The following is a 20964-nucleotide window of genomic DNA, read 5'->3' as shown; positions in this document are numbered from 1 at the left end:
CGAAGACTCGAAAGGAGGGGAGACGATGGAGATCGACACCAGCAAGCCGCACGTCGGCCGGGTTTACGACTACGTCCTCGGAGGACACCACAACTACGATGTGGATCGCCGCGCTGCCACGGAGATACTGAAGATTCTGCCGACCTATCCGAAATGGGCCAAGCTCAACCGCTGGTTCATCCAGCTCGTGGGACAGCAATGGTCCGAGGCGGGCATCGCGAACGTGCTCGATCTGGCCTCGGGGCTACCGACGCAGGGCCACCTCAACGACTACCTGCCGGAGGCGCGCATCCTGTTCTCGGACATCGATCCGGTGAGCGTGATCTACGGCGAGAAGCTCCTCGCTGACAGGCCGAACATGCGCTACGTCCAGGCCGATCTTCGAGAGCCGTCGCCGTTGTTCACGGCGGCGGCGCAGTTCTTCGGCGCAGAGCGCCGCATCGCGGTGGGGTGCATCGGTATCGTGTACTTGATGGATGATGAGCATACGCGCGACCTCGTGCGGAGGATGCACGCGTTCTGCGTGCGCGGCAGCGTGATGGCCCTCAGCTTCATCGTGCCGCGCGGCGCCTCCGCCGCGCAGCGGGTGAATGGCGCCGCGTCCCTCGCCGGGACCAAGGCCTACCCGCGCACCCCCGAGGAGATGGCGGCGCTCGTGGCTCCGTGGAAGGTGCAGGTATGCCGGCCCCTGATGGAGTGGCTCGACCTCGATAACTTCCTGACCCAGGAGGAGTACGACGCGAGCCCGTTCGATATGCTGGGCTTGATAGCGCACCACTGAAGGCGCCGCCGCGATCGAGCCGCTCCGTTCATGCCTCCAGGATAAGGCTCAAGTCACAGGCGAGCTCGGCGGGGCCCCCGGGCGCCGTGCGGCGGCACCTCCCTCCTCGGGCCGGTCCTGCCGGTCCTTCTCCCCGAGAATGGCCTTCGCCGCGCTCGCCCGCGCCGCCCCGCTCGCCACCGTCGCGTGGTCGACCACCCAGTGCGCGTCGAGCATGTCCAGGTAGTCGAGGTCGAGCTGCCCCCCGGAAGGCAGCATGAACACCGCCGAGATGTGCGCGTGGTTGAGCACCGCCTGCACCATGTCCCGCGGAATGTAGAGCGCGGCGTGCGTGAACAGGTGCACCACCGGCGTCCGCGGATCGTGGTGCCGCGTCAGGTCGAGATCCGTCGCGAGCTCCGCGAACACCCGCGCCGGGTTCCGCCCGCGCTCCCCCTTGAACGACAGCAGGTGCGCCGTCGGGAGCTGCCCGTTCTTCGCGCGGTAGAGCTCGTAGAGGCGCGCGTCGAAGAAGCGGAACGCCACGTCCTCGCCCTCCAGCAACAGCCGCTTGCCCGTCGCGATCGCCATCCCCCGGGCGAACGTCTGCCGGTCCCCCCGCATCGAGGCCGACGCGTCGATCAAGAGGTAATGAATGCGCTTCTGCTCATCCCGGCTCTGCTCGCGCGAGAAATACAGCACCTCGTTGTCCGCGATCCGGCGCGCGAGCTCCATGTCGTCCCAGGCGAGCTCCGTCAGCACCATGCTGTCGATCGAGCCGCGCGTGCCCAGCCCCGAGTACCCGTGCGCCGCCGTCGTGCCCGCCGCCGGGCGCGTCTTCGTCTCGAGCACGCTCGGCAGGATCTCCAGCGAGAAATTCACGATGTCGTTCGCCTCCGGCGACGACAGCGCCGCGAGCAAGTCGACCTGGGCCAGCGCCCCGGCCGACGCCTCCGAGCCCAGCATGCCGAACAGCCGCAGCGTCTCGATGTCGAGCGCGTCCGACATCGTGAGCACGTAGAGCCTCGAGACGTCGAGCGCCTCCAGCGCCCGCTGCTCGAAATCGCGCCGCGCCGACAGGAACAGCCCGCGGAGCTGCGGCTCGATCCCGTCGAAGAGCGCCGCGTCCACCGGCAGCATCGCGCGGTACGCCGGCGGCGTGTGCGTGCGCGCCGCGACAGCGCCGAACAGGCGCGACAGCACCACCGTGACAAGATCGTCGTTCATCCGGAGCTGCGACGCCCCCCGCGCCGCCTCGCTCTCGGCGAGCTCCCGCAGCACCGCCCGGTACCCCTCCAGGATGCGCTCCGCGTCGCGCAGCCGGGTCGCGAGCTCCCTCGGCTCGCACCGCGGGCCGAGCTCGAGCTGCTCGCGCGGCGTCGAGAAGAGCAGCCCCGCGTCGTGCACCATCGCGAACGGCAGCACCACCCCGAGCCGCTCCAGGCTCTGGTGCCAGCGGATCGCGCGCAGCGCGAGCGACGAGCTCAGCGGCCGCACCTGCGAGAACGCGAGCGTGCCGAGCGGGCCGGCGATCGACGGGTTCGCGAGCTGCGACGCGGGGACGGGCACGGCTACAGGTTCGTCACGCAGCGGAAGCCGATGCCCGGCGCGCTCGCCGTCGCGACCTGGTGGTAGCGGAACGCCGGGTTGAGCCAGAGCGGGACCCCGCCGTTGTAGCCGCCGCCCCGGATCGCCTTGCGATCGCCGGCCGGCGCCCCCTTCGGGTTCACCTGCTCCTCGTCCTTGTAGGTCTCGAACCAGTCCGCTGTCCACTCCCACACGTTGCCGACAACGTCGTCGGCGCCGAACCTCGTCTTGCCCTTCGGGAACGAGCCGACAGGCGCCGTGCCGAAGAAGCCGTCGTCGGCGTCGTACATGCGCGTGGTCGGCCGGAGCCCCCGCGCCTTCTCCCACGCCGTGCACTCGACCCCGCACGCGTTCATGAAGGTCTGATCCCCGGGCTCGTCGCCCCAGGGGAACCTGCGCCCGTCGGAGCCGCGCGCCGCGTACTCCCACTCGGCCTCGGTCGGCAGGCGCTTGCCGTGGACGTCGCAGTAGGCGTCCGCGAGGCTCCACGGCACGCAGTTGATCGGGTGCTTCTCGAGCCCTGGCTTGCCGAAGGTGCAGAGCTCGGCCAGGGCGGTCAGCGTCTTCTGGTGCTCGGCGGCGGACACCCCGTCCAGCTTCGGGAAATCGGGCGTGGCCGGCGGCCGCTTGCACTCCCCCTTGTCCGAGCACGCCTTGTAGTCGCCCGCTGTCACCTCGTGGACGTCGATGCAGAACGTGTCGAGCGTCACCTTGTGCGCGGGCTGCCACAGCCTGAAATCCGGCTCGTCGGAGCCCATGAAGAACTTGCCGCCCGGCACGAGCACCATGCCGGCAGGACACTCCGTCCTGCGCGCGGCCGACGCGACCGCCGCGACCGGCGCGACCGGCGCGGCCGCCGCGGCGGACGCGGTGGCGACCGGGGCGCTCCGCGACGCGTCCTCCGCCGCGGGCGGCGCGCCGCGGAGCAGGCTCCACGCGAGGACGCCGCCGGCCGCGAGCACGGCCGCGGCGCCCCCGAGCGCCAGCGCGCCGCGCGACCGCGGCGCCGCCGTGGCCGCGGGCCGCTGCGCCCCCGCGTCGTTCGCTGTGCCGCCCGTCGTGCTCACGCCGGCCCCGGACGCCGGCGGCGCGGAGACAGCGGTCCCCGGCGACGGCGCGGTCGTCGGCGCCGCCATCGTCGGCGCCATCTGCGGCCAGGACATCCGCGGGGCCGAGGCGCGGGCCGTCGGCGCGCCGGACGTGGGCCCCTGGGGCACGCCGCCCGTGGCGACCGCCCAGCCCGGGTTGTCCGGGAAGACCGCCCGGTGCAGCGCCGCCCAGAAGCGGCCCATGGTGGGGAAGCGATCGGCCGGCGCCACGGCGAGCGCCTTCTCGAAGACGGCCTCGACCTCGTCGCTGACGGCGAGCCCCAGGGTCCGCGGGGTCGGCCGGCGCGACGGATCGCGGCTCGCGACGGCGAGCTGGAGGTAGTCGTCGCCCTCCAGCGCCGGCGCGCCGCCCAGCATCACCTCGATCATGATGAGCGCCATCGCGAACACGTCGGTCCAGGGGCCGGTCGCGCCGTGGGTGCGGCTGAACTGCTCGGGCGCGCCGTAGCTCGGCGTGAACGCGGTGATGTCCTTGCCCGTGTGGGCGAGCGCCGTCGCCGCCGCCGCGTGCTCGGCCATCACCTTGGCGATGCCGAAGTCGAGCACCTTCACGAACGTGGAGGCGTCGCGCGGCGGGCCGATGACGAACAGGTTCGCCGGCTTGATGTCGCGGTGCGCGATGCCCCGCGAGTGCACGAGCTCGAGCGCGACCGCCGCGGACTCGAGCAGCGCGACCGTCGCGTACAGGTCGCGCGCGGGCAGCCCTTGAGTCGCCTCCTCGTGGAGGACCCGATCGAGCGGCTTGCCGTCGAGCCACTCCAGGACCATGTAGGGCAGCCACTGCCCGTCCGGCGCGTTGAACGTGCCGATGTCGCGCGCCTGGACGATCGCGGCCGAGCGGCTGGAGAGCTCGGCCATGAGCTTGCCCTCCTGGATGAACGACTGGAGGAGCTGGTCGCGCTGCTCCGGCGGCGCGCCCGCGAGGAGCGTGAAGCACTTCAGGGCGACGGGCTGCTTCCAGATGACGTGCTCGGCCTTGTAGACGACGCTGAAGCCGCCTTCGCCCACGGCGTGTTCGACCCTGTACTTGTCGGCGATGAGGGTGCCGGCGATGTCGATCGGATCGCTGCGGTCCGGGTTCTGGCTCATGAAGTCCCTGCGCAGCGCGGCGGGGCGCCGGTCGAGCGTCTCGCGCCTGCGTCGAGGCCATCTTAGTGGGCCCGCGGTCCGTTGGAACCCTCTCGCGCGATCCGGCGCCCTCGCCGCCCCGGCGCGCGCCGCGCGCTGCGCGCCGCGCCGCCTCGGAGCAGAGCCGACAGCGGGGCCGCGGCGCGCCCCCGCGTGTCCGATATGGCGGATGGATCCCGGCGCGTGTCGCAGCGCACGTGACGAATTTCGGCGCGTAGGGTGTGTCCTGAGAAGCTTGACAGGGATCGGTGTCCGTTATATTGGACGAGTTACGGTGGCTCCCCGCTGGTGCCGTTGCTGTCCGGCTGTGCGCTGGTGACAGCGGCCCGGCGTCTGCGCGCGTGGCGCGAAGCGCAGGCCGGGGAGCGATGGTCGGCCGCTGGCGGGGGCGTGGTGCGCCTTCCCGCCGGCGGCCCGTGCCTGCCGGACGCGTCGTCGGCAGACGGTTGGATCCGAGGACAAGCCGCTTTGAAATCGATCAACGGAACGAAGTCGCACACGATCTACGCGGCGGCGGCGCTCTCGCTCGCTGCCGCCGCGCTCCCCTCGCAGGCGTCTGCGCAGGCGCCCGCGCCGCCGCCGGCCGCGCCGCCGCCGGCGGCCCCGGCCCCGCCGGCGATCCCGGCGCCTGTCGCGGACCCGGCGCCCGGTCAGCCCGTGGTGGCGGGCGGCGTCGAGGAGCTGAGTCGCCGCGTCGCGGAGCTGGAGCAGCAGCAGCGCGCGCTGCAGGAGCGCCTCGACGCCGAGCGCAGGGCGGCGGAGAGCCAGGCGCCGGAGGCGAAGGAAAAGAAGGACAAGCGCGACGCCAGCGTGACGGCCGCGCCGGGGAAGGGCTTCACCGTCAAGACGGCGGACGGCGGCTTCTCGTCCACGATCCGGGCCCGCGTGCAGGTCCGCGAGACGATCACGCACACGGACGAGGACGATACGCACGAGATCAACGTGAGGACGGTGCGCCTCACGACGAGCGGCCATTTCGTCTCGCCCGATCTCAAGTACAACGTGCAGCTCGCCTTCGGCGGCAACGACTTCGAGAAGGACAGCCCCTCTCCGATCTTCGACGCCTTCGTCGAGTACACAGGGATCCGCGATCTCAACGTGCGCGTCGGCCAGTTCCTCGCCCCGTTCAACAGGGCGCGGACGCTGCGCGAGGTCTCTCTCCAGCAGACCGATCGCCCGATCGCCGTCCGCGAGTTCAACCTCGATCGCGACGTCGGCCTGATGCTCTCGTCGCCCGATCTCTTCGGCCTCGGAGGCAAGCTGTCGTACAACCTCTTCGTTGGCGGCGGCGAGGGGCGCAATCGCTTCGGCGCCCAGGAGCACGGCCCGCTCGCGGTGGCGCGGCTCGCGGTCAGCCCGTTCGGCGCGTTCGACGACGACCAGGACGGCGACCTCTCTCGCGAGGCGAAGCCCCGGCTCGCGGTGGGCGTCACGGGCGCTTACAACCATCAGACCAACCGCCAGAACAGCACCTTCGGCACGACGCTCTCGCTCGGCGCGGCCGACTACCTGCACGGCGCGGCCGATCTCGTCTTCAAATACGCGGGCTTCTCCCTCGCGGCCGAGGCCATCGTGCGCCACGCCGAGCGGGACTCCTTCGAGGGCGAGGTCGACGGCGCGCCCGTGCGGGAGTGGACCCGGTCGGGTTACGGCTACTTCGCCCAGGCGGGCTATCTGCTGACCGACCACCTCGAGCTCGCCGCGCGCTGGGACCAGATCTTCGCCGAGCGCGGCACCGATCCGAAGCTCGTCGATCTCGTCGCCGCGCAGGGCAAGCAGGTCGGCGGCGGGCTCAATGTTTATCTGAACGGCTATGCCCTGAAGCTCCAGGGCGATTATTTCTACATCTTCGGCGAGGACGCCTCCGAGGGCCGCCACGTCGCCCGCCTCCAGCTCGACGCGAGCTTCTGAAGCGGAGAGTCCGAGTAGAACGGCGGTCCCGGGGAGCGTGCGCTCCGGGGCCGGAGGGCCCGGCGCGCAGCGCTGGTGCCGGCGCGCAGCGCTGGTGCTGGTGCTGGTGCCGGCGCTGGCCTGCGCGCGGCCAGGCCGGCCAGGTCCGGCCAGGCCGACCAGTCCACGCCATGCCTGGCCGCGCCGGGCCGGAGGCCTGCGCGGCGCGGTGAAGAGCGCGAGGCCTCGTGGTGCCGTGCGCGGCTCCGTTCTTGCCATGGCGTTCCGCCCCGGCCTGGTTGATCAGGCCGTCTCAGGGAAGGAGTCCACCATGGCACGTTCATTCACCTCCCAGGATCTCGTCGCTCTCCCCCGCCTCACCGCCGCCGAGTCGGTCGTGCTCGCCACGGAGCTCATCACGGTGGCTGACGCCAGGGAGAAGCAGCTCAAGCCGAAGAGGCTCCCGGAGGCGATCGGGCGATCGAGGGGGCGCCTCGTCGCCGCGGTCGCCGCGCTCGAGGCGCTCACCCGGCCGCAGGGGGGCGATCCGGTCGAGACGAGGACCAAGCCGAAGGCCGATCGCCTCCTCGACAACGCGTGGAGCGGGACGTTCGACTGGCTCGGAGGCTGGTGCAAGCTCCCGCCGGAGAGGAACCCGGGCCTCGATGAGGCCAAGGAGCTCTTCAAGCTCCTTTTCCCGGACGGCCTCTCGTTCACCCGGCTCCCGTACAAGCTCGAATGGAAGGAATCGAAGGCGCGCCTCGACGCGATCCGCGGCGCGCGGCACGACAGCACGTTCAAGAAGCTCGGCGGCGAGGGCTTCCTCGCGCACCTGGAGGAGGCGCACGAGGCCTATGGCCGGGCGCTGCACATCACCGCGCCGAAGCCCGAGAGCGCTCCGACGGGCGACGTGCGCGCCGCGTTCCTGGCGACGCTCGCCGCCCTCCGCGACTACGCGACCCGGGTCGCCGCGCACGCGGACCCGGACGTGCCCGGCAGCGAGGCGGTCAGCGCGGCGCTCCTCGCGCCGCTCGCGGCGTGGGAGTCGCGGCCGGCAGGCTCGAACGGCGGCGCCACCGACGTCCCCGAGGCGCCCGCCGCGCCGTCGGCGCCGTCCATGGAGGCGCCGCCGGAACCGGAAGAGGAGCCCCTGGCCGATCCGGCGTGAGCCGCGCTTGAGGTTGTGAGGCGGCTCACGTCGCCGTCAAAAGCCAAGCATTCTCCACAAGAACCATCTCGGCGGACCAGGACGCGTTGTGGTCGCGGGCGAGCGCGCTGGTAGTGTCCGGAATAGGCACCTTGCGAGATCAGGTGTCCGGAACCTGAAAATGCAGTGTCCGGAATGCTGATATCTGTTGTGACCTCGTGATCGGTCCGTAGGCTTTCCGCCGGAAGTAGTGCGGCCCGCGGGTGTTGGTAGCACCCCGGGCCGCGTGGCCGAACCCCGCTCTTACGAGGTCCGACATGTTGACCGTAGTCCGTTCGCCATCGGGCGAGCAAGAAGGCGAAGGTGCGCCCGCGCGCCGCCGCCGATCCATCCCCTGCCTCTCCCTCACCCCCACGCAGCGCAAGCGCCTCCGTGCCGCGCTGCGCAACCTTCGTTCCGCGTACGGCTCGTGGTCATGCGTCGCCGAAGTGATGGGCCTGTCCGTCGTCGCGGTCGAGAGCATCGCGAACGGGCGAGCCCCTGGTTCCCCTGCGACCGCGCAACGCGCCGCCAAGGCGGCCGGCGTCACCGTTGAGCAGCTGCTCGGCGGACTCGTCGCAGCTGACCGCTGCCCCTCGTGCGGGAGGAGCGGGTGAAGCGCCCGCGGAAGGGGGCGCAGAGCCCGCCTGCCGCACGACATCCCAGGAAGCGCCCGTCGATGGAGGCGATCCTTGCGGAGCGCAGCGTCATCGTCGCCGTGCTCATCGCGAGCGGCGTCCCGTCGCGCGACCGTGCCGACGTGGAGCAGCAGGTGCTCATGGGCGCGTGGCGCTCCGTGCGTCGCGGCATGTTCAGGCCCGACCCCGCAGAGGACGCCCGCAGGGCGCTCCGGAAGTGGCTGTACGGCATCAGCTGGCGCAAGGCCGGGCACTACATCAACAGCGCGTGGGTACGGCGTGCGGTGCTTCATGCGCAGCCTCTCGGCAGGCTTCGCGAGCCCGTCGGTCCGCGCCTGGAAGCGCAGCTCCAGGCGCGCGAGGTGCTGGAAGCGCTGGCGAGCCTGCCGCCGTGGCAGGTCGAGGCGCTGCTCTCCGTGGACGACCCGGAGTCGCTCGTCGCGTACGCCAAGCGGCGCGGGATGAGCCCGGGCACCGCGGCCAGCCGCTTGCGCATCGCTCGGGAGGCGCTGGCCCTCAAGATCAGGCGGTGGCGCCGATGAGCGCCCGAGACGAGCGCGAGAAGCGCCGCGTGCTGATCGCCGAGGACCTCCTCTACCTCGCCGAACGGGCGCGCGCCCTGGAGGGCTACCCCGTCTACCCATGGGACCGCGAGCGACTCTGGGCCGACGTCCTCGCCGCTCAGATGGAGGCGAGGACCCGCGCCGAGCGCGAAGCCGTCGCCGAGGCGCGCGGCGCCTTGCAGATCCTTGATGCCGTGGAGCGTCATTTCGTGCGGCGCGACTAGTAGGCGTCTACACGACGACAGCACGAGTGTCGAGCTCCCACTTATAGAGCTCCCGTAGTCTGCGGTAGTAGGCTGCAACCAACTCTCCAGCCGTAACATCGTAGCTGCACACGAACCACACACGTTCCGGATCAAGATTGAGCTTGTTGGCGAGCCATATAGCTGGTTGTTTTATTGCCTCGTTTGGGGCAGACAAAAAACTGTCCAGTACTTCCTCGTCTTCGATAGTACGAGCCTGCCTCGTAACCCACAAAAGGTTGTCGTGAAGTGCGCCATACCTCTTCTCGACCTCCTCAAATTCATCTCTCATTGTGGCTAGCGCGCTGCGCACGCGCGCCCCATAGTCTGCGTCGACTCCGTAGCGAACCATCCCAGGCGACGAAACCTGTATAGCCACAAATTGTGGCTTGTCAGCCGACGACGCCACAATTTGATCAAATGCGTGCACGTACGACCACCCAGATCCAGTGAACGTATGGTTGCCGAAGCGATTCTCCAGCGACATGATGTCGTTGCCGCTCTCCGAGCCAAAAAGCGCATTAAATGCATAGATCTGGGCATATCTACGCTCGAACGCCGCAAGCTTGGTCGCGTCCCAGTCGCCGTCCAGCAGCACGAGTTGGTCTGTCGACGCGTTCGCCGTGCACTCTGGAGTTAACGTGTCGTCGTAGTATGACTCCTCTGACGGCAGGTCAGGCTCTGGGATATCCTTCACGCGTAAGAAGGCAACACGACGAATCGACGCCCCTCTCGTGTCTACTAGATACACGTGGCCGTCTCTGGCACCGAGGATCAGTTCGCGCAGCGATCGATCTCGGTGCAGAAACCGAGCTACATCGCTGTCCATAAGGCGAAAAATGAACCAGCGAGCCAAGTAACCGTCTGTGTTCGACCAAACTTTAAGATATGGGTCCTTTGCTCCGGAGCGCAGCAGCACCAACCGCTCGCCTTCGAAATATTCGAGGACGCGCTCTTTTGTGAGCTCAACTGGTAGTTGGCCAAGCTCATAGCCGACGCTAACGAGTTGCATTGTACGCCCCTGGCGCGTTCGGCACGATCACATTGATCCGTGCAACCACCGTGAACACGGTGGGCAGGTCTGCGCCGTGGAACTCATAAAGGTTAAAGTGGTGCTCCTTGTTTGGCTTGGTCACGCCACCATGCGACGGAGTCAGTTGCCCACTTGCAACGTGATCCCCAACGTCATTCGACAAATGTGGATACTTGCCGATCAGCTTCCCCCACTTCTTCTGAATCGAAGCCAGAGACGTGAACATCGACAGGCCCCAGTCTCCGCAAGTTTTGGGCTCCTCCTCAACTGCGTCATCGTCGTTCGGCTGCGCAGCCTTGGGCTCGAAATCCAGCGGACGAATTGGGTTGTGCACGACGCGGAATGCCACCCCGTTCGGGAGAGAGCACGGCGGCGGGCAGCCGTCGATGGCCCGGAGGCTGGCCTCGTACTTGTAAGCCGGCATGGGCTCGGATTGTCGGGCAGCTTGCAGCGCCAGTGCAAGTGCTTTGCGAAACCCACTGCGCGCGTGACGCGAGCCGCCGTCGACCTCGCTCACAGCCTGGGGCGACCCGTCGTTCTGGCCGATGTTCGTGGGGCGGTACATGGCGACAGGATTGTAATTCGCCGGACCGCACGCGGCCACTGGGATGGCATGCCAGCTACTTGACATCGCTGGCCAGATCGTGGGTGGCACATGCGCCTGACTTCTAGGCGAAAAACTCGACAGGACGGAGTCCGCGGAGAACATATCCAGCCTCTGCTGGACGGAGGCCCAACCGTCCGGGCACGTCCGCAGTTTCACTTTGGTGCACAACCACAATTCCATCCACACTGGAGTACGATCAGGGCGTCCAGGTTGGCTCGTTGCTGGGATCGGGAAGGCTCTCGCTGCGAGCCCCTCCGGGAGGCGATCGTCCATGCCTGGAGGTCGACCCTTGGGTGGCTCGGGTTGCGTGCGCAGGGGACGGCGGAGGAAGATCGACGACGGCGCGACATCCGCTACCGACGGAACTGCAACAACTAAACTAATAAGTAGCGCCAACGCGTGCAGTTATTCGGCGTCGCCGAACAAGCTCAGCTGGACCATCCCCCTCGGCTGCGGCGCGGGAGACGGCTCTGACGGCGGGGGTTCCGGCTCCGGAGGGGCCGCGACGAGCGCCACGGGCGGCGGCTGCGGGGCAGAGGGCGCCGACGAGCCGGACCCGCCCGAGACGAGCCGGAGCCATCCCCTGCCGCCCGGGAGTTCGCGAGCGGGCGTAGGCTCCTCCCCCGGGCGCGGCTCCAACTTGAGCGGCTGCGGGACGGGCGGCGCCGTGTCGTCCTCGGCGAGAGCCGCTATGACGAGCTCGGCGAGGGTCCACGGGCGCTCTGCCAGGCCAGCCGCAACGGCCGGGGTGGTGCCGAGCGTGCCGTGCGCGCGGACCCAGTTGTAGGAGGCGATCCCCAGGCCGATCGCGGCGCGGTGCCCGCGAATCGTCTTCGAGAACGCCAAGCACAAGCGGCGCGTGCGGCCGACCGTGTGACGCGTGGTCAGGTTGAATCGCTCGACGAAACTCGTGCTCATGAGCTCGTCCTTGGGTGCGCCGAAGACGGGTGTCTTGGTGACGAAGACATCCCGGCTCGGCTCGTACCTGTGGTCGGGCGAGCGCTGCGGTCCACCGCGGTAGTTCTTCACGCATTGGGCGTAGTCCGCCGAGCCGCGGAAGTTTGCGAACATCGCTTCGATGTACGGCTGCCAGCCGTCACTCGTGACGTGCGGGACGACCGTGAGCCGCGCGCGAAGGTCTTTGACGAACGCCTCTGTGTTCTCCCCGTCGCGCTTGCCAACGTGGTAGGAGATCGCCAGCTTCGTGTTCGCGTCCAGCGCGACGTAGAGGTAGGCGTCGCCGTGCTCGACGGCGTCCTTCGCGGTCACGCGCGCCTGTTTTTTCTGCACATAGCTCCACATCTCGTCCATCTGGATCACATGCGCCGCCAGGTTGCGCACCTTGCGGCTGTGGAGCCGGATGCAGCCCTCGCCGAGGCGGAGCGCCAGGGCCATCACGGTTCCCTTGTCGACGTCGACCATGCGCGCGACGGCGCGGATCGAGTTGCCTTCCACGAGAGCGGACGCGACGCGGACGCGCGTCTCCAACGGGAGCGGAGCGGGCATGACGGGCCTTGCCTCTCTCCCCGGGTCGGCCCATGATGCGGCTGCGACGCGCGCTCTGTGGGCCTCCACGGGGTGTGTTGCAGCCCGTCCGTAGTTACCAGCTACGGACGGGCGCTTTCGCTAAGGCCCTTAGTCTACCACTTTAGAGATCGCCGGCTCGCTCTTGATGAGCCCGGTCGGACAGCGGACGTCCTAGCCCTCGTGCGCGATTACAGCCTGTTTGACGGCGTTTTCTCGTCGTCGGTCGCGAGCGCCAGCGGATGGCGTGGAACCCGTGCCAGCGTCGCCGCATCGATCCGCTGTCTATCCGCCGATTGACAGGCGAACGCCCGCGCGCCGATGATGCGGGCAACATCGCGGGGAAGGACGGCGCATGAAGGACGACATCCTACAGGGTCTTACGCGTGACTTGCACCAGGCGATGGTGCCATGGCAGGCTCGCTTGAGGCACATTGGCGGCCCACAGATGACCGACGAGTTAATCGCTGATTTTGCGCGGCAGGCGTCTCTTGAGGCGTCCAAGATTGCGCGTCAGCGAGCGGAGGCTCGCGCTGCGATCATGAACGAGGAGCAGTTGCCGAATGGCGCCGTGAACCTAGCGGCCTGGAGGGCACGCCGTGCCGGGTGGAACGAGGAGAACACGTCGTCGCGAGAGCACAAGATGATAGACGAGCTAGTCGACGGCGATGGATTCGCCACGCTCGCATCCATCACGAAGACCGACCCGGAAGACCTGTTCCGGGAGGTGTTCCAGGCAGGGCTCGACGCCATGCTGCGGGGGCACGGGGTCAAGCCGCCGGGCTGAGTTGATGGTCGCCAGAACGAACTCCAGAATCTCTTCTGGCGATACCCACTCGACGACATCTGATCGATCACTGGACACGGCACTACCCTCCGGCGACGACGTCGCCATATGTCTGGTACAGTGAGCCGCATGCGAGCGCGGCTCATCCTGGAACACGGCGGTCACACCCTGTCGAAGGTCGTGGAGCTACCGGAGACGCCTGCCGTCGGCTCGAAGAGTGCAGGATCGCGAGTCATGGGCGTGACCTCGGGTTGATCTACATGCGCGAGTCGAGGTGACGAACCCGTCGCTGACGAGCAGAGCTGAATACGTGGTAGGGTCGCGCAACAGGGAGGCGCCCATGAAGATCGAGCTTGAAGGCTTCGACGAGATCCCGCCGGCAGAGATCAACTGTGAGAATTGCGGGCACCAGATGACGGTCCCGTTCAATCAGATCAGGTCAGGTGGCCGCTTCACGTGCCCGGCGTGTGGAGCGGTCTACGAGGGGAAGGAACCATCAGACGACCTGTCGTAACCGGCGCGTGCCGGTACTGGATTTTGACGCCGCTCGTGCGCATGGCGCGCTGCCCCTCTGGGGAAGCAGCGATGTAGCGGCGCTCCCAATCAGGATCTAGCCACACATAGGTGTAGAAGTCGGGCAGGTTCGCACCTGCGTCGGCGGGCACTGTCGCGTCATTCTCGATGCACTGCATTATTAGGTCCCTTCGCGGGCTGCGTTCGAGGTTCCGGGCTGAGCGCCCTCAGTTGCTTCAGATTCGCTTCAGTAGAGCGGGGTGTCCGGGATCCGCCGCGCGAGTGTCCGGAATGCGGATGGAGCCTATGTGGTTCCGGACATCACCAGCGCGCTCGCGAGGAGACCAGGACGCGTTGTGGTCGCGGGCGAGCGCGCTCGCGAGGGGACCAGGACGCGTTGTGGTCGCGGGCGAGCGCGCTCGCGAGGGGACCAGGACGCATCGTGGTCGCGGGCGAGCGCGCTCGCGAGGGGACCAGGACGCGTTGTGGTCGTGGGCGAGCGCGCTCGCGGGGGGACCAGGACGCGTTGTGGTCGCGGGCGAGCGCGCTGGTGGTGCCCTAATTAGGGCAGACGGCACCCAGGCGGCCTGACCACCGGCAAGTATTGGTCTCGACGCACCCGCGTCCGCGCCATCCTCTATCCCACCCGTCCTCACCACAGGATCCCGCCATGAGGCGAGCGCCCCGTCGCCACGGCCGGCTCGGCATGGTCTGCCTGCGAAGCGACACCACGGCCGGCTGGCCACAGGCGACGTGGTGCACCTTACTGAACTTGTTTCAGTTTCAGCTGCTTCGAGGCGTTTACCACACCGAGCAGTACCAGCGCCTCCGCCCTCATGCGCGCGATCGCAACGCAAGCCTCCCCGAGGCGCGCCGTCGGAAAGTTCGCCCAGGTGTGCGCTGGCGCGAGCGAGAACCCGAGCTCAGCGCGCAGCGAGCGGTCCGCCAGGAACCGCAGCTTACCAACGACGGCGTCGCCCGCCTTTTCGATCGCAGCCGCTTTTAGGCGCGCTATCTCGCGCAACGGGTCGAGGATGTACCGCCGCGCCGCCCCGATGCCGAGCATGGGGCGGTCGGTGACCACCTTCGGCAGCGAGGTGAGCGTATCCTCGAGGTCCTCAATGCGTTGCAGCAGACTGGGGACCGCCGCTGCGGCCCCGCGGCTCTCCTCCAGGATGTCGCCGGCACGCCGGCCGAGGAAGTGGTCGGCGAGGACCTCGGCGCACTCGCGCTTGTAGGCGACGAGTTTGGCTCGGACCTCCGGCTTGACCTTGCTCGGATGGATGGTCGCCAGCCAGAGCGGTAGCGATCGGATGTCGATGCACGCAACCTCGCGAATTCTCCCGTCTTCTGCAACCGTGGACATGATGTCCACGGTTGCCGCCGGGTCTTCTTTCAGCTTGCGCAGCTGCCTGGAGAAATCGACCCCGAGCCCCTCGCACACCTGCCGAATGGCAACGCGTACCGCCCCATCGCCAGGGACCACATCCAGTACGTCCCCATGAAACGTGAACTTCACGATCGCCGAATCACCCATCCGGTCAACCTCCGGGTCGCGAGCGCTGTGCCGTCGCATCACGTGCGACCGGCCTCGTCGGTCCATAAACCGTGCCGCCCGTTCAGTGCGTGAAACCGCCCGGCACATTCCAGCAAGATCGTGCTCTTGCATTGATGCGCACAGACGCATGGGCTCGTCGCTGCCTTGCACAGATGCAAATGGAGTTCGTGTGTGCATTCCGCCCCGGCACCGCGATGTCCGTAAGTTGCCTGGTCCAGATAGTCCAGAATCTGAACCGTGTACTGCCCAGCCGTCGCAGTCCCGCGTTACCGCGACGATGCCGTCGCCAGCGAGGGCCAAGGTCCGGCAGTACGCGCGGCACGACTGGCCGCAGCTATCGTCGTGAGGAAGCCGTCACCAGGCGCATGCCAAGGCACCCAGCCGCCCGCAGGACAAGCCGTGTCACACGGCGCGCCCGTTCCCCTTGACTGTGCACAACGCCCCTTGTTTTGCGCTGGATCCGTAAGGGAGGCTAGGACACCCGGTGTCCTAGCGGCGCTGGAGACGCAGGAAACAGAGGCTATAATCACTTGCACAGGCAAAGCGCCCCGCCTCGGCTGGAACCCGAGGCGGGGCTGCGGAACGCCGGATGGTGGCCCACCCGACGCACGTCGCACTGCGATCATGGGCTCGCGTCCGGAGAGGTGCAAGGCCCATGGCAAACGTGCTCCCAGCGGAGCGGCGGCTAGAGGTGCTCGCCGCGCTCGTGAACGGCACCAGCATCCGCGCGGCGTCGCGCATGACCGGCGTCCATCAGGACACGATCGGCCGGTTCGGTCAGCTCGTCGGCGAGGGCTGCGCGCGGCTCCATGACCGGCTGGTGCGCGACCTGACCTGCCCGCTCGTAGACCTCGACGAGCAGCACTCCTGGTGCCGCAAGCGCCAGATCAAGGTGGACGCCGCGAAGGGCGACGGGGCCGACGTCGGGGAGCAGTGGACGTGGGCGGCCATCTGCCGGACCAGCAAGCTTATCATCGCCTGGCACGTCGGGAAGCGTGACCAGGAGAGCGCCGATGCGCTCGTGGAGGACGTGCGCGCGCGCCTCGCGGTGATGCCGCAGATCACCACCGACGGGCTCGGGCTGTACGCGCAGCCGATCGCCGCGAACTTCGGGCCGGCCGTGCCGTACATGCAGACCGTCAAGAACTTCTCCTCGCGCCCCGGGAAGCCGGGCGTCTCGGAGAAGTACGCGGTGCCGCGCGGCGTCGACTTCATCCAGAAGCGCGCCGTGTTCGGCACGCCGGACCCCGCGAAGGCGACGAACTACGCGATCGAGCGGAGCAACCTCACGGCGCGGCAGTGGAACGCCAGGCTGCGCCGCCGCACGCTCGCGTTCTCGAAGAAGCTCTCTCGGCACAGCGCCGCGATCGCCTTGCACTACGTCTACACGAACCTCTGCCACATCCCGCGGAACATGCGGGTCACCCCGGCGATGGCGGCCGGCGTCACGGACACCGTGTGGACGCTGGAGATGCTCATGGTCGCCGCGCTGGCCGAGCCCGCGGGCGAGAAGCCCGAGCCGCAGCCGCTCACCATCCCGAAGCCACAGGGGCCGGCTCGCGAGCTCCCGGCCGGGCGTGGGTGGCTGCGCGTGCTGCCGGGCGGGTCGGCCCCGTCAGCGCCCGTGGCGCCGCAGCCGCCGCCCGTGGCCTCTGTCGCGGCGTCGCCTGAGCCGGAGCCGGAGCCCCCGCCGTCAGATCCGCCGCCCGCACCGGGGCCGCGCAGGATGGTGCAGTTGAGCCTGTTCGACGAATCTGGGTAATTCCGCTTGTTTGTGGATCGCTGGCGATCCATGTATGCGGATGTCGCACGAGACACGATTCGGCCGCCGCGGCCAGCGCATGCTGCCGAACGGGCGGGGGTGGCTCCAGGTCGTCCAAGGCGGCCCCGACGAAGCGCTGGGGTCTGGGCGCGCGATCAGCAGCGGCAAGCTGCCGCTATATGTCGCAGGCAGATTAGTTGGCTATGCGTTGGTAGGCCGCGCGGCGTACAGACCCATACTCGACGCCGCCGGCGGTATCATTGGTTACGTGGCGTGTCAGCAAAATACTGAGATCGAATGATCGATCTGCGCATCTCTTGCGCTAGGCATTTGATAAATGCCGAGCGCACAGTCGCGACGGCGTCGCTCTCGAGCGTATTAACGTCCCACTTGGCCTGTACACGCCCGATTGTCATCACGCGGTCTGCGCTGTGAGGGTCGGTATACAATGAAACTGGGAGCAGCAGCGTCAGGTCGTTTGGCGACGACGCTTCGTTGCTCCCTTTCTTCCCGGACTTTATCGTGAGCTCTATCGCGCATGTCACGACGCCTTCCGCGTCGACAAGAAACGAGGAGTCGACAGCGCGAGTTGTGTCTGTGGGGCTCACGTTTGCATAGGTAAATGGCCCATCCCACGACATTAATGAATGAACCTTAGACATTAGGTTCTTGATGATTCCGATGGAGATCTCGACATGATCTCTGGCGAGATCATATACCTGTTGTACCTTTTTGTAGGTCACTGCCATGGATGTACGCTACAGGCCTATGAGGTGACCGCGTAACTCTACGGCAGTTCAGTTGTGTGCGTTCAGTTGGCCTCGGTCGCGATGTGCCGCGGCGTCGCGTACCTTATCCTACCTTTTGCAAGACAATGGTCGTGCAATGTCTTGCGCACGCACGACGTAGTGCCCATGTTCTGGGCATGACGACGACGGCGAACGAGACGATCATCCCGGCCATCGCGAAGGCCTTCCGCATCTCGTTCGCCTTCAAGAGCGGCCGCTTCTCGGCGCTCGCTGAGGGGGAGACGATCGTCGTCCGCCGCGCGCACGGGACGACCGCGGCCATCGAGATCCTCAGCGCGTCGAGCCGCAGCGCCGAGATCCGCATGCTCGTCCTCATCGCCGAGGCGCTCCGCGCTGCTGGCTTCTCGCCCGACCGCGGCCCCTGGGAGGTCACCGTACGCTGGGACGCGTGCGACGCGCCGAAGAGGGCGGCGTGACCGCCGTGCGGCGTCGCACGACGCGCGTCGTGCAACGTCGCGCGCGCGTCGTGCATCGGCCAGCCTGGAGCGCTACGAAGCCCTACATGGACATCGACGACGGCGAGGTCAGGCTCACGGAGAACGTCACGATCCGGCTCACGAAGGAGGAGCGCGCCGGGCTGAAGTGGCTCGCGAAGCAGCGGGCAGTTGCGCTCCGCGCGCAGGGGATTGAGGCGCGCGCGACCGAGGGCACCGCGTTCCGGGAGCTTCTCAACCGGGAGCTTCGCGCGAAGGGCTGGGACCCAGCGCAGCACATGCCGCCGGAGCCTCCACCGAAGACGGCGAAGAAGCGGGGCGCGTAGAGCACGCACGTCGCGGACGTCGGCGCAGTCGTCATTGCTCACGAGGCCGACCAGGCCTACTGCGTTGACCGGGTGCCTACAGCGCACATTTACGTCAAAGGTGGATCGTGTTCGGATTCTGCGAATCCCATCTAAGACCACATCAGTCTACACAGTAGGATTGCTCAGCGCCGGCAGTGATCGGCGTCGGGCCCTCGTCAGTCAACACCGCTCGGCAGCCAGCCAGTGGCTCACGCGTCGACTCCGGCGCTCCTCCACGAAATATTCACGCGAATTGACTTGATTAAGCAATAATCGTGCCAATTCTCATCGCGCCCGTGGCCATCGTGTTGATGGGCTCCGGTTGGCAAATGATCACTCGATCACTTGCGCCCACGACCGAGCCGATCCATGGATGGGTCCACCATGGACATCGCGAGACAACTGGAGCACGAGCGCGAGGTGCGGCGCGTCGAGCAGGAGCTGGCTGAACGCCTGCGCCAGTTCGACGTCGTCACCCGCGTCCGCATCCTGAGCGGTCTCATGATCGCGGTGGAAGCGATGCCCGCCACGCCGGCTGCGCCGGGCATTCGACCAGCGAGCCCCGCGCTGTCTGACGCGCACGTGTCGACTGCCGCCCCCGAGCAAGGCGGCACGGCACTCCTGCCTGCTCCCCAGCATCGCACCGCCGAGCCATCCGACCAGAACATCAAACTCGCGCACTCTGAGCGCGAGCGAGAGCGCGCTCGCGCTCTCGCTCGCGAGCGGGAACTCGAAATCGAACGCGCGCGCGAACTCGCGATGCGCGAACGCGAGCGCGAACTCGAGCGCGCACGCCAGCGATTCGAGCGCGAACTGCTGCTGGAGCGAGAAAAGGTGAGGGCCGCGGCGCCTGAAGCGGGGCCTACAGGCAGGATCTACCGGGTGCTACGCGAGGCCACCGCTGAGGGGCTGACAGCACACAAGATTATCTCCGAGCTGGAGCGCCTCTACCCAAACGTGAAGCACGACTACGTCCAGCAGGTCCTCAGCCGCTCAGCCAAACGCGGCGGCCCGTTTGCGCGCGCGCGCAAGGACCCGGGCACGGGGATGTGGCTTTATTTCCTCCGCGAGAATCCGCCTGCCGGCGTGAATCCGTCGGAGGTCGACGCCGCCTCTAACCAGGAGGACGACGTGTAGGGCTAGTCTAGATCGATCGCCGCCGGACCGAGCCGTCCAAAAGCAGCGAAAGCTCCAAGGTTGCCGCCGAGGAGCCTTCAATGCTGCTTTTCCGCGCTGCTCCGCGTAGTGACGGACCAACGACTCCAAACAGTCCCAAGTCGTAGGCTACGGCTTTTCTACGACTGAGTCAAGGTCCTCCTGCGCGAGAGCGGCGCCATTCGCGCTGGTTTTCTCCAGTTTGAGGGTCTTTGACATGAAGAAGACGAAGCAGCGCGGCAAGAAGCCGCGCGTCCGGCACGAGGGGCGAAGGCCCCTGCCGGGCAAGTCGGTGAAGCCTCGGCAGCCGCCGAGGCGGAAACCGAACCCACACCTGCGACGCTAAGCGCTAGCCTATAGCGCCTGGCAACTCAGAGGGGGGCGACAGCGGCGCCACGGCTCAGGCCGGCGGCGCCGCTGTCGTTTTGTTCAGTTGGCGCGAGCGAGAGACCGGGGCTCGGCGGGCGGCTGGTCTACCCGCCGTCCTCAGCCATCCGCGCCATCGCGGAGATCTCCAGCAACACCTCTCCCGGCGTGCGCCCTTCGATGCGGGCGATGGCCTTGATGGCCTCCTCCAGGCGATGGGAGCGCACGCGGGGCCCTTCCACGTAGCGGTCGGGGTAGGTCGGCCCGGTGGGCGGGAGCCACACGATCGCCACGTCCCGGGGCGATCCGGGCTGGGCTGAGCGGACGCCGCGGTAGCCGCGCTCGAGGAGGTAGCGCTCGATGTCCGCAGGGGAGACGCGCCGCGTGACCGGCCGGCCGGGGAGCGTGAGAGCCACGGGGCGCTTCGGATCGCGGAGCTTCATCGGCGCCTCCGGAGCTTCAGATCGAGTGCTTCCCGAGCGATCCTGAGCCTCGACGCCGCCGTCCCCGGGCTCATGCCGCGTCGCTTGGCGTACTGGACGAGGCTCTCCGGGTCGTCGACAGAGAGCAGCGCCTCGACCTGCCAGGGCTTCAGCTCGGTCAGTGCCTCCAGGACCTCGCGCGCGGCGACCTGCGCCTCCAGGTTCGGACCGACGGGCTCACGGAGCAAGCCGAGCGGCTGCGCGTGGAGCACGGCGCGGCGGCTCCACGCGCTGTTGACGTGGTGCGACACCTTCCTCCAGCAGACTCCGAACAGCCACCGCTGGATCGCGCGGCGCGGGTCATCGGCCGGATCGGGCCGGTACATGTTGCGCCGCACGGCGTCCCACGCGGCGAGGAGCACCTGTTGCTCTACGTCGGCGCGGTCGCGAGCGGCGACGCCGCCCGCATGGAGCACAGCGCGGATGAGGCGACGCTCCCGAAGGATGGCCTCCATCGGCGGGTGCTGGCTGGCGTGTCGTGCGG

21 protein-coding genes are annotated in these 20964 nt (G+C 68.0%); 12 read left to right on the top strand and 9 right to left on the bottom strand.

Going from position 1 to position 20964, the window contains the following annotated elements; genetic code table 11:
* Window positions 1–25: 25 nt before the first annotated feature.
* The gene (locus tag WMF42_RS31405; RefSeq protein WP_437686444.1) at window positions 26–781 is read left to right on the top strand and encodes an SAM-dependent methyltransferase; all 756 of its coding nucleotides are present in this window, start codon (window positions 26–28) and stop codon (window positions 779–781) included.
* A 48-nt stretch (window positions 782–829) separates the two neighbouring features.
* Here the strand turns inward: WMF42_RS31405 and WMF42_RS31400 are convergent, their stop codons facing one another.
* Both WMF42_RS31400 and WMF42_RS31395 read right to left on the bottom strand, forming a co-directional pair.
* Window positions 830–2329, bottom strand: coding sequence for a hypothetical protein (locus WMF42_RS31400; protein ID WP_061611671.1), 1500 nt, complete (start codon window positions 2327–2329; stop codon window positions 830–832).
* A gap of 2 nt (window positions 2330–2331) precedes the next feature.
* Entirely contained in the window at window positions 2332–4545 is a 2214-nt protein-coding gene (locus WMF42_RS31395; RefSeq protein WP_437686442.1) for an SUMF1/EgtB/PvdO family nonheme iron enzyme, read from the bottom strand.
* A 507-nt stretch (window positions 4546–5052) separates the two neighbouring features.
* Here WMF42_RS31395 and WMF42_RS31390 point away from each other — a divergent pair.
* The 5 genes from WMF42_RS31390 (at window position 5053) to WMF42_RS31370 (ending at window position 9085) form a co-directional block, all read left to right on the top strand.
* The gene (locus tag WMF42_RS31390; protein WP_437686440.1) at window positions 5053–6495 is read left to right on the top strand and encodes a porin; all 1443 of its coding nucleotides are present in this window, start codon (window positions 5053–5055) and stop codon (window positions 6493–6495) included.
* A 310-nt stretch (window positions 6496–6805) separates the two neighbouring features.
* Entirely contained in the window at window positions 6806–7642 is an 837-nt protein-coding gene (locus tag WMF42_RS31385; RefSeq protein WP_437686438.1) for a hypothetical protein, read from the top strand.
* A 296-nt stretch (window positions 7643–7938) separates the two neighbouring features.
* Window positions 7939–8277, top strand: a complete 339-nt coding sequence (locus WMF42_RS31380; protein ID WP_437686436.1) for a transcriptional regulator — start codon at window positions 7939–7941, stop codon at window positions 8275–8277.
* Window positions 8274–8840 carry an RNA polymerase sigma factor gene (locus WMF42_RS31375; RefSeq protein WP_437686435.1) on the top strand — a complete coding sequence of 189 codons (567 nt, stop codon included), beginning with the start codon at window positions 8274–8276 and terminating at the stop codon, window positions 8838–8840. The genes WMF42_RS31380 and WMF42_RS31375 overlap by 4 nt, the downstream gene beginning before the upstream one ends.
* Window positions 8841–8869: 29 nt before the next feature.
* A complete protein-coding gene (locus tag WMF42_RS31370) occupies window positions 8870–9085 on the top strand; it encodes a hypothetical protein (protein WP_437686433.1) in 216 nt (71 codons plus the stop codon).
* A gap of 7 nt (window positions 9086–9092) precedes the next feature.
* On the opposite strand, the gene WMF42_RS31365 is transcribed toward WMF42_RS31370, so the two are convergent.
* The 3 genes from WMF42_RS31365 to WMF42_RS31355 all read right to left on the bottom strand — a co-directional run bounded on the left by WMF42_RS31365 (window position 9093) and on the right by WMF42_RS31355 (window position 12249).
* On the bottom strand, window positions 9093–10115 hold the full coding sequence (locus tag WMF42_RS31365; protein ID WP_437686431.1) for a hypothetical protein: 1023 nt from the start codon (window positions 10113–10115) through the stop codon (window positions 9093–9095).
* Window positions 10102–10701 carry a hypothetical protein gene (locus WMF42_RS31360; RefSeq protein WP_437686429.1) on the bottom strand — a complete coding sequence of 200 codons (600 nt, stop codon included), beginning with the start codon at window positions 10699–10701 and terminating at the stop codon, window positions 10102–10104. The genes WMF42_RS31365 and WMF42_RS31360 overlap by 14 nt, the downstream gene beginning before the upstream one ends.
* Window positions 10702–11148: 447 nt before the next feature.
* Window positions 11149–12249 (bottom strand): IS1 family transposase, encoded by a 1101-nt coding sequence (locus WMF42_RS31355; RefSeq protein ID WP_437686427.1) that lies wholly within the window; start codon window positions 12247–12249, stop codon window positions 11149–11151.
* A gap of 373 nt (window positions 12250–12622) precedes the next feature.
* On the opposite strand from WMF42_RS31355, the gene WMF42_RS31350 reads away from it, so the two are divergent.
* Together WMF42_RS31350 and WMF42_RS31345 are read left to right on the top strand one after the other, a co-directional pair.
* Complete coding sequence (locus WMF42_RS31350; protein ID WP_437686425.1) at window positions 12623–13054, top strand: hypothetical protein; 432 nt, start codon at window positions 12623–12625, stop codon at window positions 13052–13054.
* A gap of 340 nt (window positions 13055–13394) precedes the next feature.
* Complete coding sequence (locus tag WMF42_RS31345; protein WP_437686423.1) at window positions 13395–13568, top strand: hypothetical protein; 174 nt, start codon at window positions 13395–13397, stop codon at window positions 13566–13568.
* Window positions 13569–14330: 762 nt separating this feature from the next.
* On the opposite strand, the gene WMF42_RS31340 is transcribed toward WMF42_RS31345, so the two are convergent.
* Window positions 14331–15104, bottom strand: a complete 774-nt coding sequence (locus WMF42_RS31340) for a phage antirepressor N-terminal domain-containing protein (protein ID WP_434042711.1) — start codon at window positions 15102–15104, stop codon at window positions 14331–14333.
* Window positions 15105–15780: 676 nt separating this feature from the next.
* Here WMF42_RS31340 and WMF42_RS31335 point away from each other — a divergent pair.
* Window positions 15781–16887 carry an IS1 family transposase gene (locus WMF42_RS31335; protein WP_437686421.1) on the top strand — a complete coding sequence of 369 codons (1107 nt, stop codon included), beginning with the start codon at window positions 15781–15783 and terminating at the stop codon, window positions 16885–16887.
* A gap of 257 nt (window positions 16888–17144) precedes the next feature.
* Here WMF42_RS31335 and WMF42_RS31330 read toward each other — a convergent pair whose 3' ends face one another.
* The gene (locus WMF42_RS31330; RefSeq protein WP_437686419.1) at window positions 17145–17636 is read right to left on the bottom strand and encodes a hypothetical protein; all 492 of its coding nucleotides are present in this window, start codon (window positions 17634–17636) and stop codon (window positions 17145–17147) included.
* Between the two features lie 176 nt (window positions 17637–17812).
* On the opposite strand from WMF42_RS31330, the gene WMF42_RS31325 reads away from it, so the two are divergent.
* The 3 genes from WMF42_RS31325 (at window position 17813) to WMF42_RS31315 (ending at window position 19614) form a co-directional block, all read left to right on the top strand.
* The gene (locus WMF42_RS31325; protein ID WP_437686417.1) at window positions 17813–18112 is read left to right on the top strand and encodes a hypothetical protein; all 300 of its coding nucleotides are present in this window, start codon (window positions 17813–17815) and stop codon (window positions 18110–18112) included.
* An 86-nt stretch (window positions 18113–18198) separates the two neighbouring features.
* Complete coding sequence (locus WMF42_RS31320) at window positions 18199–18456, top strand: hypothetical protein (protein ID WP_437686415.1); 258 nt, start codon at window positions 18199–18201, stop codon at window positions 18454–18456.
* A 405-nt stretch (window positions 18457–18861) separates the two neighbouring features.
* Window positions 18862–19614 carry a hypothetical protein gene (locus WMF42_RS31315; protein ID WP_437686413.1) on the top strand — a complete coding sequence of 251 codons (753 nt, stop codon included), beginning with the start codon at window positions 18862–18864 and terminating at the stop codon, window positions 19612–19614.
* Between the two features lie 491 nt (window positions 19615–20105).
* Here WMF42_RS31315 and WMF42_RS31310 read toward each other — a convergent pair whose 3' ends face one another.
* Both WMF42_RS31310 and WMF42_RS31305 read right to left on the bottom strand, forming a co-directional pair.
* Complete coding sequence (locus WMF42_RS31310; RefSeq protein ID WP_437686411.1) at window positions 20106–20441, bottom strand: hypothetical protein; 336 nt, start codon at window positions 20439–20441, stop codon at window positions 20106–20108.
* Window positions 20438–20935: an RNA polymerase sigma factor gene (locus WMF42_RS31305; protein WP_437686409.1), complete on the bottom strand. Its 498-nt coding sequence runs from the start codon at window positions 20933–20935 to the stop codon at window positions 20438–20440. The genes WMF42_RS31310 and WMF42_RS31305 overlap by 4 nt, the downstream gene beginning before the upstream one ends.
* Window positions 20936–20964: the final 29 nt, after the last annotated feature.

Source organism: Sorangium sp. So ce176 (assembly GCF_051519835.1).
Classification (GTDB): domain Bacteria; phylum Myxococcota_A; class Polyangia; order Polyangiales; family Polyangiaceae; genus Sorangium; species Sorangium cellulosum_G.
Note: the sequence above shows the minus strand (reverse complement) of the source record. Positions and strands in the feature narration are given on the sequence as shown.